The 12,896-nt window shown below is 74.4% G+C and carries 10 protein-coding genes; 2 read left to right on the forward strand and 8 right to left on the reverse strand.

Going from position 1 to position 12,896, the window contains the following annotated elements:
- Positions 1-96: 96 nt before the first annotated feature.
- Both ACLQ2R_RS37130 and ACLQ2R_RS37135 read right to left on the reverse strand, forming a co-directional pair.
- A complete protein-coding gene (locus tag ACLQ2R_RS37130) occupies positions 97-1,212 on the reverse strand; it encodes an alpha/beta fold hydrolase (RefSeq protein WP_425966104.1) in 1,116 nt (371 codons plus the stop codon).
- A gap of 3 nt (positions 1,213-1,215) precedes the next feature.
- Entirely contained in the window at positions 1,216-1,494 is a 279-nt protein-coding gene (locus tag ACLQ2R_RS37135; RefSeq protein WP_425966105.1) for a hypothetical protein, read from the reverse strand.
- Positions 1,495-1,674: 180 nt separating this feature from the next.
- On the opposite strand from ACLQ2R_RS37135, the gene ACLQ2R_RS37140 reads away from it, so the two are divergent.
- Positions 1,675-2,172, forward strand: coding sequence for a DUF2975 domain-containing protein (locus tag ACLQ2R_RS37140; RefSeq protein WP_425966106.1), 498 nt, complete (start codon positions 1,675-1,677; stop codon positions 2,170-2,172).
- Positions 2,172-2,456, forward strand: coding sequence for a helix-turn-helix domain-containing protein (locus ACLQ2R_RS37145; protein WP_425966107.1), 285 nt, complete (start codon positions 2,172-2,174; stop codon positions 2,454-2,456). The genes ACLQ2R_RS37140 and ACLQ2R_RS37145 overlap by 1 nt, the downstream gene beginning before the upstream one ends.
- 188 nt (positions 2,457-2,644) lie before the next feature.
- Here ACLQ2R_RS37145 and ACLQ2R_RS37150 read toward each other — a convergent pair whose 3' ends face one another.
- The 6 genes from ACLQ2R_RS37150 to ACLQ2R_RS37175 all read right to left on the reverse strand — a co-directional run bounded on the left by ACLQ2R_RS37150 (position 2,645) and on the right by ACLQ2R_RS37175 (position 12,895).
- Entirely contained in the window at positions 2,645-4,033 is a 1,389-nt protein-coding gene (locus tag ACLQ2R_RS37150; protein ID WP_425966109.1) for a M20 family metallo-hydrolase, read from the reverse strand.
- Positions 4,030-5,319: an MFS transporter gene (locus tag ACLQ2R_RS37155; RefSeq protein ID WP_425966110.1), complete on the reverse strand. Its 1,290-nt coding sequence runs from the start codon at positions 5,317-5,319 to the stop codon at positions 4,030-4,032. Before ACLQ2R_RS37155 ends, ACLQ2R_RS37150 begins: the two co-directional genes overlap by 4 nt.
- A gap of 206 nt (positions 5,320-5,525) precedes the next feature.
- Positions 5,526-5,732 carry an MbtH family protein gene (locus tag ACLQ2R_RS37160; RefSeq protein WP_425966111.1) on the reverse strand — a complete coding sequence of 69 codons (207 nt, stop codon included), beginning with the start codon at positions 5,730-5,732 and terminating at the stop codon, positions 5,526-5,528.
- Positions 5,729-7,378, reverse strand: a complete 1,650-nt coding sequence (locus ACLQ2R_RS37165; RefSeq protein ID WP_425966112.1) for an amino acid adenylation domain-containing protein — start codon at positions 7,376-7,378, stop codon at positions 5,729-5,731. The genes ACLQ2R_RS37160 and ACLQ2R_RS37165 overlap by 4 nt, the downstream gene beginning before the upstream one ends.
- On the reverse strand, positions 7,362-11,111 hold the full coding sequence (locus tag ACLQ2R_RS37170; protein ID WP_425966113.1) for an amino acid adenylation domain-containing protein: 3,750 nt from the start codon (positions 11,109-11,111) through the stop codon (positions 7,362-7,364). Before ACLQ2R_RS37170 ends, ACLQ2R_RS37165 begins: the two co-directional genes overlap by 17 nt.
- On the reverse strand, positions 11,108-12,895 hold the full coding sequence (locus tag ACLQ2R_RS37175) for a carbamoyltransferase family protein (protein ID WP_425966114.1): 1,788 nt from the start codon (positions 12,893-12,895) through the stop codon (positions 11,108-11,110). The genes ACLQ2R_RS37170 and ACLQ2R_RS37175 overlap by 4 nt, the downstream gene beginning before the upstream one ends.
- Position 12,896: the final 1 nt, after the last annotated feature.

Genomic DNA, 12,896 nt, shown 5'->3' on the forward strand with positions numbered 1-12,896 from the left:
AGCCGGCCGGACGGCCGCCCGCGCGCCCCGCCGCATCCGTGCCCGGCCGCCGGATCACCGGTGGCCGGGCACGGTCCCGGTGAGGGGGCACGGCGGTCAGGGGGCAGGTGCGCGGGAACGCCGGACGGCCTCGGCGACCGCCGCGGCGCCGGCCGGGCCGAGGGTGATCGTGTAGTGGTTGACGTCCTCCACCGTGGTCTCCTCGACGCCGGGCAGCCACTCGGAGGCCCTGCCGGGGGAGTACAGCGGCGCGTCCGGCTGGTCCAGCATGCCGCGCGCCGCGCGCAGGAACACCGCGGGCACCGGAAGTGCCCGGGGGGCCGTGCCGGGCAGCGCGTACACCTCGGGGGCGTCGGCGAGCGCGGCGTCGAGGCGGCACGCCGCCGCGAACAGCCCTCCCGCGCCCGTGCCCGCGTCCGCGCCCGCGTCCGCGCCCGCGCCCGCGTCCGCGCCCGTGCTCGTGCCCGCGACGTCACGGCCGGGCGGGAGGGCGTCCCTCAGCTCCACCAGGTCGTAGTCGGCGTAGGCCTCGCACGCCTCGGTCCAGTCGGTGAACGCCGGATGCGCGCGCCACAGGTCCCTGGACTCGGCGCGGCTCGCGAAGGTCCGCCTCAGCCGTGCCAGCACCGGTCCCGTGGTGCGCTCGATCGCCTCGGGCACGTCGCCCGCGCCGGGGGGCAGCGGGAGGGGCGCGCCGCCGTCCACCAGGACGAGCCGGTCGACCAGGCGCGGATGGCGCCGGGCGGTCTCGGCCACGACGAATCCGCCCATCGAGTGCCCGGCAAGCAGGGCGGGCCGGCCCCCGTAGTGGTCGATCACCGCGGCGAGGTCGTCGGCGTGCGCCGCCATGCCGTACGGCGGGGGCAGGTCCCTGCTGCCCCCCCGGCCGCGCAGGTCCACCGCGACGAACCGGTGGTCGCGTCCCAGGTCGGGGCCGACCAGCGTCCACGCCATGTGCGAGGAGGTGATGCCGTGGGCGGCCACGACCAGGGGGCCGCGGTCTCCCCACACGCCGACCCGGAGGTCACCGCCGCGGACGGGGACGCTCTCGCGCCGGTGGCCCGGCTCCCGCGGGTGGGCCGGAGCCTGCTCGTGGCCCGGTGCCCGTCCATGGCCGGCCGCCTGCTCGTGACCCGGTTCCCTGCCGTGGTCCGGGGTCCGTGTGTGGTCCGGCGTGCGGTCGTGGTCCGGGGTCCGTCCGTGTTCCGGCACCGGTTACCGTCCCGCCGTGTCGCTCGCGGAGCCGTTCTCCGAGGTCTCCACGGTACGGCGCGGCACGGCCGCGAAGTCGGCGGCGCGCTCGATGTGCGGGCTGTGTCCCACCCCGGTGCAGACGATCTCCTCGTAGGACCGCCCGGCCTCGGCGTACCGCTCCAGCACGGTCCTGGTGCGGGCGATCGTCGGCTGCGGCGGGTACGGCTCCCCGCCCGGCCGGCCAAGCACCGCGCCGGGCTCTCCGAGGTCGGTCAGGAGGCCACGCGCGGTGAGTTTCATGCATGGCATCCTGGCAGGCGCGTTTTGCCCGGCAATGTGACTGGACGCCACTTTTTTCACCGAACACATGTCGGCCGGAGGGGCACGTACCGCAGTGGGTGAGGGGACGGTGGGCTCTCGCCTTGATTAGCATATCGATTATCGATATATTTTGATCGTTGATCGATCGAAGGGGAGACGATGGGAAAGTTGACGGTGCTCGCGTTGCGCATCGTGCTCGTGGCACTGATCGCGGGCTCGGTGTTCGTGCAGGCGGTCATGGTGCCGCTGCTGGCCGCGGACATGGACGGGCTCAACGCGGAGTTCGCCTACCTGCGCACCCCGCTGCTGGTGATCATCGTGCTGGGCGTGGTGACGGCCCAGGTCGTGCTCGTCTGCGTGTGGCGGCTGGTGACGATGGTGCGGCGCGGGACCGTGTTCTCCCACGCCGCCTTCCGGTACGTGCACATCGTGATCGGCGCGATCGTGGCCGCGGCCCTGGTGGTGTTCGCGCTCGCGGTGCTCCTGGCGCCGGGCGAACCGGTCGCGCCGGGCGTCGTCCTGCTGATATGCGGGGTCTCCGTGGCGATCGTGGGCGTCGCGCTCGTCGTGCTCGTGCTGCGGATGCTGCTCGCCCAGGCCGTCGCGCGCGACGTCGAGGCGGCGGATCTGCGGGCCGAGCTCGAAGAGGTGATCTGATGCCCATCGCCGTCGACATCGACGTGATGCTGGCCAGGCGGAAGATGTCGGTGGGCGAGCTCGCCGACCGGGTCGGGATCACGCCCGCCAACCTGGCGGTGCTCAAGAACGGCCGGGCCAAGGCGGTGCGCTTCACGACGCTCGCCGCTCTCTGCGAGGTGCTCGAATGCCAGCCCGGCGACCTGCTGCGCTGGGAGGCGGGAGACGCCCGGAAGCCCGGGGAACCCGGGGAGCCCGGGGGCCTCGGGGAGCCCCGGGACGCCGTGGACGCCGTGGACGGGTGACGCCGGCCGGGGTCGGAGAACCTCATGCGGCCGGCTCGGGATACGGCCGGTCCGGTATCCGGCCGGGGACGGAGGACCTCATGTGACAGTGCCCGCGGTCCTGCTCGGAAGCGGAGCGCCTCGTGCGGCAGGACCCGCGGTCCTGTTCAGAGGCGGAGTGCCTCGTGCGGCAGGACCCGCGGTCCTGTTCAGAGGCGGAGGACCGTGCGCAGCAGGACGCGCGCCCCCGCCACCAGGTCAGCCGGGCCGGTGTCCTCCTCGGGGACGTGACTGAGCCCTCCGACGCTCGGGACGAAGATCATGCCGATCGGCGCGATCCGGGCCACGATCTGCGCGTCGTGGCCCGCTCCGCTGGGCAGCGTCCGGTGCGCCAGCCCCAGCTCGCCGGCGCTCGCCTCGATCGCCGCGCGAATCGCCGGATCTGTGTGGACGGGCGCCGCGCGCGCGTCCACGCGGACGTCGATGTCCACGCCCCCCTGCTTGGCCAGGGAGGCCAGCGAGACCCGCAGCGCCTCCTCGGCGTTCTCCAGGTTGCGCGGGTCGCTGTCGCGGAGGTCCACCGTCAGCCGTACGCCACCCGCGATCGTGTTCGGAGAGTTCGGCTGGACCTCCACCCAGCCGACGGTGGCGACCCGGCACAGCCGCCGTTCGCGGGCGATCTCCTCGGCGGCCAGCACGATGCGCGCCGCCGCGGCCACCGGGTCGCGCCGCAGCTCCATCGGCGTGGTCCCGGCGTGCCCGGCCGAGCCGCGCACCTCCACGGTGAACTGGGTGCGCCCGGTGATGGAGTCGACCACCCCGATCGTCTCGCGGCCGCGTTCCAGGACCGGACCCTGCTCCACGTGCAGTTCCAGGTAGGCCGCCACCGACCCGGCCGGCCACACCGCCGTACTCAGTGCCGACAGGTCACCACCGGCCCGCGCCAGGGGGCCGCGCAGCGACCGCCCGGTGTGGTCGCGCGGATCGCCGGGCAGCGTCTCCAGCGCTCCGGCGAGCACCTTGGACCCCCAGAACGGCTGCGGGAACAGCGCCCCCTCCTCGTTGGCGAACGCGACGAGGACCGGCTCGTACGCGGGCTCGGCCCCGGACTCGACGATGGTCCGCATGACCTCCAGCCCCGCCAGCACGCCGTAGGCGCCGTCCAGCCGGCCACCGTTCACCACGGTGTCCAGGTGGGAGCCGATGAGCAGCACGGGCCGGCTTCCTGGGGCCGTCCCTTCCCCGGAACCGCTGCTCACGGCGTTTTCCCGTCCGGGACGGTTCTCCGCGTCCCGCTCCCGCCCGGGACCGCCTCCCGCGTCCCGCTCCCGGCCGGAGTCGCTGCTCGCCGCGCTTTCCCGGCCGGAACCGTCTCCCGCGTCCCGCCCCCGGCCGGGCCTGCGGATCAGCAGGTTCCCGGCCGCGTCCACGGACGCCTCCAGGCCGGCGAGCCGAGCCTCCCCGCGCAGCCGCGCGCACGCCTCCAGGTCGGCCTCGCCGAACCCCTCCCTGGTGACCCCGCCGTCGGCGCCGCCCCCGATCCTCGCGAACGCCTCGATGTGGCCGAGGAGCCGCCGCGGGTCGATGTCCGGGATCATTTCGGCTCCCCTGCGGGAGGCGTCGCGATCATCGGGTCACCGAGGCCGGGCCGCTCCCCGACGTCGGGCCGCCCGCCGTCGGGCTCCTCGTCCGCCACCGAGGGGACGATCTCGGGGGTCGGCACCCGGGGCGCGAACACCAGCGCCGCGGCGCCCAGGGACGCGACGGCCATCAGGGCGTACATGATCCTGTAGTCGACCAGCCCGATCAGCAGGGTGCCCGCGGCGATCGACGTCGTCTGGGCGACGTCGCCGACGGTGCCGGTGGCGGCGTTCACCCGCCCCTGCAGCCGGGACGGCGTGTACAGGTGGCACGCCGTCTGCAGCGACAGCATCAGGAACGGCAGCCCCGCGCCGATGAGGACCGCGCCGACGAGGAACAGCACGATCTGACCGGCGACGCAGAACAGCAGCCCGAGCGCGACGAGCGCGTACCCGATGGAACTGACCCTCGTCTCCCTCGCCCGCCTGGCCAGCAACCCGGCCAGCACCCCGCCGACGACCGAGCCGCCGCCCTGGACGGACGCCACGACGCCCAGGAACGCGGGCTCCTGCCCGAGGCCCTCGTCGATCGCCGCGAAGGCCGCCGTCTCCAGCAGGCCGATGACGGCCATGAAGGCGACCATCGCGACCACGAGGCGGAGCAGCAGCGGGACCTCGCGCACGTACCGGAAACCGGCCGTCACCGACCTGCGGAACGGCTCCCCACCGGGTTCGGGCTTGGACTCGACGACCTTGATCGAGGCCAGGACCAGCGCCGCCACGACGAACGTCCCCGAACCGATGAAGGCCAGCGCGTCACCGCCGAACGTCGCGTACACGCCCGCGCCGACCGCAGGAGAGACGATGCGCACCCCCTCCCCGACGGTGATGAGCAGCGAGCGCGCGTTCACCGCGTCGGAGGAGGGGATCAGGTCCTTGAGCAGCGCGGAACGGGCCGGGACCGAGAACATCAGGCCGTACGCGAACGTCACCGCGTAGATGATCCATATCTGGTCGGCGCTGCGCACGGCCAGCAGGGACAGCACCAGCACCGCCATGACGCCGTACATCCACAGCAGCAGCGGCTTGCGCCGGACCCGGTCGACGAGGTCTCCGAGCAGCGGCGCGGCCAGTCCGGGCGCCGTGATGATGAGAAAGACCAGACCGGCCTGGGCGTTCGAACCGGTCAGGTCCTTCGCCCAGATGGCCATCGACAGGAACATCGCGCTGTCCCCGAAGCCCGATACGGTCTCGCCGATGAAGATCCGGCGGAAACGCGGATTCCTACGGAGGAGTTCCCACATGTGACATCACCACTTACGTTGGGGGAGCCGGTCTGGGGGCGGCCGGACGGGGAGGGCCGGACGGGGCCCGTCGTGCGTCCCGGGGAGGGGCGCGACATGTGACGCCCCGGTCGTGTCGCGGAGCCCGGACGGGGTCCCGTACGACGCCCCGGGAAGGGGGGCGGCGTCGCGCCCCGGTCGTGTCGCGGCGCCCGGATCTGGATCGGTCAGCTCTCGCCCATGGCGACGCGCAGGCTCTTGGGCCGCATGTCCGTCCACACCGTGCCGATGTGCTCCAGGCACTCCTCGCGCGTGCCCCGCACGCCCGTCGGGCGCCAGCCGGCCGGAACCTCCCGGCCCTCGGCCCAGATCGAGTACTGCTCCTCGTCGTTGACGACGACGGCGTACCGGATGTCGGTGGTCTGCTCGCTCATGTCGCTCTTCCTTCCACGGGTGTCGGGGGACGTGTGTCGCGGTCGGCCGACAGGCGTTCGTCGACCATCCGCCGTACGACCAGGCGGTCGGTCTTGCCGGCGGTGTTGCGGGGGAGCTCGTCGAAGAACAGCACCCGCCGGGGTTGCATGTAGGGGGGCAGCAGCCGGCGCAGCGGGGCGCGCAGCTCCGCCTCGCCCACGCCGCTCCCGGGTTCGGTCGCGACGGCCAGGTACAGGTCAGGCCGGTCGTGCGGGACGTCCGAGACGACGGCGACGGCCTGGGACACGGACGGCGCCTGATGGGCGACCGCCTCGATCTCCCCCAGTTCCACCCGGTGGCCGCGGATCTTCACCTGGTCGTCGCGGCGTCCGTGGAAGGAGTGGCGGCCGTCCGGCCCGACCCGCACCAGGTCCCCGGTCCGGTACATCCGCTCGCCGCCGGGACCGGTGACGAAGGCACGGGCGGTCAGCTCCGGGTCCCCGACGTAGCCGCGCGCCACGCCGATCCCGGACAGGAACAGCTCCCCGACCTCCCCGTCGGGGACCGGGCGCAGCCACTCGTCCAGGACGTGGGCGCGCAGGCCGGTGAGGGGGCGGCCGATCGGCATCGGGTCCCGGTGGGGCGGCACCACCTCGCCGGCCAGCCCGACCACCGTGATCTCGGTGGGGCCGTACGCGTTCCACAGCGTGCCCGTGACGTCGCGGAGGTCGTCGGCGAGCGCCGCCGTCAGGGCCTCGCCGCCGCTGATGAGCGTGCCGAAGACCCGCTCGCCGCGCAGGAAGGGCAGCAGCAGGCGGAGCTGGCTGGGGGTGGCCCAGGCGGCGTCCACCGGATGCGCGCGCAGCCATCCGGCGAAGAACTCCGGGTTGCGGGCCGAGCGGGGCGGCGCCACCGCGACGGTACCGCCGCTGATCAGCGGCATCAGCATCTCGGGGACCGACATGTCGAAGACGATGTTGCTGTGCGCGAGCAGCCGGTGCCCGGGGCCCAGGTCCAGCGCGCGCACGAAGTGCTCCAGCATGTTCACCAGCGCCGGGTGCTCGACCTCCACGCCCTTGGGCACTCCGGTCGATCCCGAGGTGAACAGGATGTACGCGGCCGGGTCCTGTCCGTCCTTCGTGCTCCGGGCCTCTTCGGTGTCCCGGGTGTTCCCGGCGTCTTCGACGGCGACGGCGCGCTCGGCGTCCCCGGTGTTCCCGACGCCTCCGGCTTTCCTGGCGTCCCCGGTGGCGGCGGCGGTTTCGGCGGTCACCTCGGCGACCGCGCGTTCCACCACCCCGTCGGAGCCCGGTCCGGCCGCCGCCACATCGCAGCGGGCCGCCCGGACCTGGTGGCGGCGCCGGTCGGCGGGGGATGACGGGTCCAGCGGGACCGCCACCGCCTCCAGCAGCCAGGTCGCCAGCAGTGCCACGATGTAGCCGGTGCCGTACCCGGACTCGACGGCGACGCGCGAGCCGCGCCGCGCACCGTCCGCCGCCAGCCGCCCGGCCCGCTCGCGCACCGCGGACAGCAGCGCCGCGTAGCCGAGCTCACCGCTCTCGTCCTGTACGGCCGGCGCGTGCGGCCTCACGCGGGCGTGCCACAGGAACCGCTCCAGCGTGTTCCCCGACGCGACGGCGCGCGCGCTCTCAGTCGGTCCAGGCATCGCCACTCCCGCCCGCGCTCGCGTCGACGGACCCCTGGAACAGGACGACGAGCCGGTGCAGAGTGGGACCGGCGAAGAAGTCGGCGAGCTCCACCGCCACCCCGAACTCCTGCTCCAGCCGGGACAGCAGGCGCAGCGCCTTGATGGAGTGGCCGCCCATCGTCAGGAAGTCGTCCTCGGGACGCGCGTCGTCGACACCCAGGACCTCGCACCACACGGCGCTGACGGCCGCGGCCGCCTCGGCGTCACGGAGCTCCCGGGCCTCCCCGGCGTTCTCGGCGTTCTCGGTGTCGCGGACGTCGCGGACGTCGCGGACGTCGCGGGCGTTCCCGGTGCCCTCGATGTCCGCGGTCCCGTGGCCCGCCCCGCTCTCCGCCGGGTCCGGAACCGGAGGGCCGGAGGCCGCCTCCGGGGACACCGGCTCGCCGACCGGCACGACGCCGGCGGCGGCCAGCACCGCGGAACGGTCGACCTTGCCGTTGGCGTTGACCGGTATCCGGCTCAGCACGACCAGCCGGGTCGGCACCATGTACTCCGGCAGCTCGCGCCGCAGCCGCTCACCGAGCGCCGGCACGTCCAGCGGCTCACCGTGCTCCGGTACGACCGGCCGCCCGCCGTTCGCCGGTGTGCCCGGCCGCACGTCGAGCGCCGACCCGTCCACCGGCGTGTCCGCGGACGCGTCCGCGGGCCGGTCCGTATCGCCGGAGGGGGTGACGCAGGCGACGATCTCCGTCCCGTCGTCCGTGGAGTGGGCGAGCACGACGGCGTCGGCCACCCCGTCCTGCCGCCGCAGGACCGCGTCGACCTCGCCGAGCTCGACGCGGAACCCCCGGATCTTCACCTGGTCGTCGTGGCGCCCGAGGAACTCGAAGCGTCCGCCGGGCAGCAGCCGCACCTGGTCCCCGGTCCGGTACAGGCGCCCCCCGGCCCCCGGGCCGAACGGGTCGGGCACGAACGCGGCCGCGGTCATCGCGGGCGCGCCGAGGTACCCGTGGGCCAGGCCGTCGCCGCCCACGTACAGCTCGCCGGTCTCGCCGACCTCGACCGGCCGGCCCTCCGGGTCGAGCGCGTAGGCGGTGGAGCCCGAGATCGGGCGTCCGATCGGCACGGCGCCGTCGGCGCCCTCGGCGACGTCGGCCGCCGTGACGTCGTGGAAGGTGCTGAACGTCGTGTTCTCGGTCGGCCCGTACCCGTTCACCAGCCGTGCCGGCGGATGGCCTTCCAGGAGCCTGGCCAGGCGCCGCTCGTCGGCCTTCTCCCCGCCGAACAGCAGCACCCGCAGATGCCGGAAGGCGTCCGGGGCGAAGTCCGCCACCTGGTTGAGAAGCGTGGCGGTGAGCCAGAGGACCGTGATCCGCCGCTGTTCGAGGAAGTCCCGCAGGCGCGTGGGGGACAGGACCACGTCCGGCTCCTCCACCACGAGCGTGGCCCCCGCGGAGAGCGCCCCCCAGATCTCCAGCGTCGCCGCGTCGAAGGCCGGGTTCGACAGGTGCGCGACGCGGTCGGCGGGGTCGACGGTGAGGAAGTTCGCGTCCGGGACCAGCCGGGTGATCGCCCGGTGGGGGACGGCGACCGCCTTGGGCACACCCGACGAGCCGGAGGTGGACATCACGTACGCCAGGTCCTCGCCGGTCAGCTCGACCGGGGCGGGTCCCGGGCCCGCGGGCACGCCCTGGCGGAGCAGCGCCTGCAACCAGAGCACCGGCATCAGGTCGGCCAGCGGTTCGGCCCGCCGCCCCTCCGCGACGAGGGCGGCCCGTGCCGCGTCCCCCGCCACGGACCGGGTGCGCTCGGCGGGCTGGCGCACGTCGACCGGCAGGTAGGCGCAGCCCGCGTACAGGATCCCGAGGAGGGCCGTCACCAGGTCCGCGCCGCGCTCCATCGCGACGGCCACCACGTCCCCCCGGCGCAGTCCGGCCGCGCGCAGCCCCGCCGCCACCGCGGACGCCCGGCCGTCCAGTTCCCCGTACGTCAGCCCGAGGTCCCTGTGCCGGATCGCGACGGCGTCCGGGCGGGCCGCCGCCTGCCGTCGCACCAGCTCGTGGACGGGCGTGTACGGCCGGTCCCGCGGACCGTCCGCGACCGTCCCGGTCATGACGGCGTCGGGGCGGGCGAAGGCCGTGCCCACCGCCGACACCAGCCGCACGTGGAGGTCGGCCGCCGCCTCCGCGGAGAACAGGTCGGTGGGGTACTCCAGCTCGACGACGGTGGTGTCCGCCAGGCGCGTCACACTCCACAGCACGTCGTACTTGGCGGTCCCGGTGGGGACGAGCTCGCGCGGGGCCCACGACCCTCCGGCGCGCAGCCCGCACTCCGAGGCGTCGACGTACGTCAGGGCGGCCTCCATCGACGAGCCCGACGAGCCCGGCCGGTCCCCGTTCGGCCGCAGGTCCTCGATCACGACCCGGTCCGGCAGCCGCCCGTACGCGAGGGCCTCGGTGACGACCCGGCGCACCGACCTCGCCAGGACGCGGGCCGTGGCGTCCGGCGGGAGGACGACGCGCAGCGGGAGCATGTCGACGAACAGGCCGATCTCCCGCCGCTGTTCCGGTTCGCGTGACGACAGCGGCACGGTGACGACCAGGTCGCGCTCGCCCGTCACCGCGGCGAGCCCGGCGGCGTAGGCCGCGACCCAGGCCATGAACGGGCTCAGCCGCTCGGCCTCGGCCAGCGCGGACAGGGCGGCCAGCGACTCCGGGGGGAAGGGGAGAGCATGCGTCGCCCCGGAAGCGCCGGAGACCCCGAAGGCCCCGGAAGACCCGGAAACCGGAGAGGCCGGGGAGATTTCGGCAGGTCCACGACGGGGCAGGTCGTGCGGCACCGGCAGGCCCGCCGGGCAGCCCGCCAGGGTCCTGCGCCAGTACTCCACGGCCGCGTCGGGATCCTGCTCCCGCGCCGAGACGGCCCGCGGGGCCGCCACGGTCCTGCCGCCCGAGCCGCCCGAGCCGCCCGAGCCGCCCGAACTACCTGAACCGCCTGAACCGCCCGGACCTCCTGAACCGTCGGGCCGGCTCCGCTCGCCGTCGTAGAGCCGCTGCAGGTCCGCCTCCAGCAGGGACAGCGAGGAGCCGTCGCACACCAGGTGGTGGACGGTGAGCTGAAGCAGGTCACCCGTCTCGCCACGGTCGACCACCAGCGCCCGCAGCAACGGCGGGCGTGCCAGGTCGAACGGCGCCCGCGCGTCCTCGTCCAGCAGCCGGAGCACCCCGGACTCGGCCACGCCCTGCGCCTCGACCCAGCGGCACGACGGCGCCGGCACGTCACCGGCCGTGAACGCGCGTCCGGGCGTCTCGAAACCGCGCCGCAGCGCCTCGTGCTCCCCGACGAGGGCGTTGAGCGCCTCTCTCAGGCGGACCAGGTCGAGCCTGCCGCCGAAGCGGTAGCGGGCGCAGACGTGGTAGAGCGGCGTACCGGGACGGAGGCTCTCGGCGGCCCACACCCGCCCCTCGGCGGGGGTCAGCTCGCGCGGCTCGCGCCCGGCCGGGCCCGTTCCCCCGGCGAGCGCCGCCACCAGGGCCCCGAACGCGGGGTGGTCGTAGAGGATGTCCAGCTCCAGCTCGGTGCCGGTGAGCGCGCGCAGGGCCGTGGCGGTCTCGACGGCGAGCACGGAGTCGCCCCCCACCAGGAAGAAGTCGTCGTCGTCGTGGACCTCGGCGACGCCGAGGCGGTCACGCCAGATCTCGGCCACGGCCTCCCGCAGGGTGTCGCCGCGCTCCACGGTCCGCCCGGTCACGCGGCACCCCTGCGCGCCCCTGGCCTGCGGATGACCAGCCACCCGCCGATCGCCAGGGCGTCCAGCGACGAGCGCGCGTAGGTCGCCACGGCCTCCTGCGGGGTACGCACGATCGGCTGGCCCCGCAGGTTGAAGGAGGTGTTCAGCAGCATCGGCGTGCCCCAGTCGTCCCCGAACCTCCGGATCAGGCTCCAGAACCGCGGCGCGGCGTCCCGCTCGACGACCTGGACGCGGGCCGAACCGTCGACGTGGGTGACCGCGGGCAGCAGGTCCCGGTACTTCTCCCGCACCTGGGCGGTGAACAGCATGTGCCGGAACAGGCCCTCCTGGCCGGGTTCGATCTCGAAGTACTCGCGGGCGTCCTCGTCGAGCACGGCCGGGGCGAACGGCCGGAACTCCTCGCGCTGCTTCACCACCGCGTTCAGGTGCTCCCGCATGTGCGGGGCGCTCGGGTCGGCCAGGATGCTGCGGTTGCCCAGCGCGCGCGGGCCGAACTCCATCCGGCCCTGGAACCAGGCGACCACCGCTCCGCTGCGGATCAGCCCGGACACCTCCGCCAGCAGCCGCGCGTCCGGCAGCTCCCGCACCTCGTGCTCCGGGCCGAGCACGGCCAGCGCCCCGGCGATCTCCTCCGGCCCGAACCCCTCACCCCAGTACGGCATCGTCATCGCGACCGGCTCCGCGGGCACGTGCCGCCGCAGCTGCCACAGCGCGGCCCCCAGCGCGGCGCCGTCGTCACCCGAGGCGGGCTGGACGAACATCCGCTCGAAGAGCCCGCTCCGCGCGATCGTCCCGTTCGCGGTGCAGTTGAGCGCCACGCCTCCGGCCATGCACAGGTCGCGCGGGCCGCCTCCGGTCTCCTCCAGGGCGGAACGCAGGACGAACAGAAGGCTCTCCTCCAGGCGGCGCTGCAGGGTCGCCGCGACGTCCATGTGCCGCTGCGTCAGAGGGGCGTCGGGATGGCGCGCCGGGCCGAACAGCTCCTCCAGGCGGCGCAGGGAGCCCCGGTGCGTCTCGCGCTCCACCGGTGACCGGTCGCGGGCCAGCAGCGGCACCAGCAGCCTGCCACCGGGAAGGTGCCGCGCCAGCTCCTCGGCCGCGCCCGCGTGGCGGGAGGCGTCGCCGTACGGGGCCAGGCCCATCACCTTGTACTCGTCCATACCGGGCAGGAAGCCCAGGTAGTGGGTGACGACGCTGTAGAGGATGCCCAGGGACGCGCCGATCGGGTACGTGCGCAGGACCTCCAGCCGGCCGTCCCGCCCGGACATCACGGAGATCGACTCGGCCTCGCCCATGCCGTCGGCGACCAGCACCAGCGCGTCGGAGAAACCGCTCAGGTGGTACGCGCTCGCGGCGTGCGCCAGGTGGTGCGGGACGCGCACCAGCTTTCGGGACCAGTCGTGCCCCGGGTACCGGGAGGCGAGGATGTCGAGCTGGACCTGTTCGCTGTAGACCTCCCGGTACCAGCGCCGCACGAGGTCGTCGCGTTCGAAGGCAGGGGACGGCTCGTAGCGGAATCCGTGCGCGAGGAAGTCCACGTCGTCCAGGCTCACGCCCGCGACGCGCAGGCAGGCCTCGACGGCGTCCGCCGGGAACCCTCCCGTGCCCTTGACGCCGTCGTGCCGCTCCTGGGCGGAGGCGGCGATCACCCCGTCCTCGCCGACGAGGGCCGCGGCCGACTCCAGCCCCTGGACCAGCCGTTGCTCGCGCGGGTCGAGGCCGGGCAGCATGTCCTTCTTGACGGACATCGAGCGATCAAGACCGCTGATACCGAGCACCAACATG

Source organism: Streptosporangium sp. DT93, assembly GCF_049844535.1.
Taxonomy (GTDB): domain Bacteria; phylum Actinomycetota; class Actinomycetes; order Streptosporangiales; family Streptosporangiaceae; genus Streptosporangium.

Coding starts and splice junctions, on each gene's coding strand:
- ACLQ2R_RS37135 (WP_425966105.1), bottom strand. CDS start 1,494: ATGAAACTCACCGCGCGTGGCCTCCTGACCGACCTCGGAGAGCCCGGC.
- ACLQ2R_RS37140 (WP_425966106.1), top strand. CDS start 1,675: ATGGGAAAGTTGACGGTGCTCGCGTTGCGCATCGTGCTCGTGGCACTG.
- ACLQ2R_RS37145 (WP_425966107.1), top strand. CDS start 2,172: ATGCCCATCGCCGTCGACATCGACGTGATGCTGGCCAGGCGGAAGATG.
- ACLQ2R_RS37150 (WP_425966109.1), bottom strand. CDS start 4,033: ATGATCCCGGACATCGACCCGCGGCGGCTCCTCGGCCACATCGAGGCG.
- ACLQ2R_RS37155 (WP_425966110.1), bottom strand. CDS start 5,319: ATGTGGGAACTCCTCCGTAGGAATCCGCGTTTCCGCCGGATCTTCATC.
- ACLQ2R_RS37160 (WP_425966111.1), bottom strand. CDS start 5,732: ATGAGCGAGCAGACCACCGACATCCGGTACGCCGTCGTCGTCAACGAC.
- ACLQ2R_RS37165 (WP_425966112.1), bottom strand. CDS start 7,378: ATGCCTGGACCGACTGAGAGCGCGCGCGCCGTCGCGTCGGGGAACACG.
- ACLQ2R_RS37175 (WP_425966114.1), bottom strand. CDS start 12,895: ATGTTGGTGCTCGGTATCAGCGGTCTTGATCGCTCGATGTCCGTCAAG.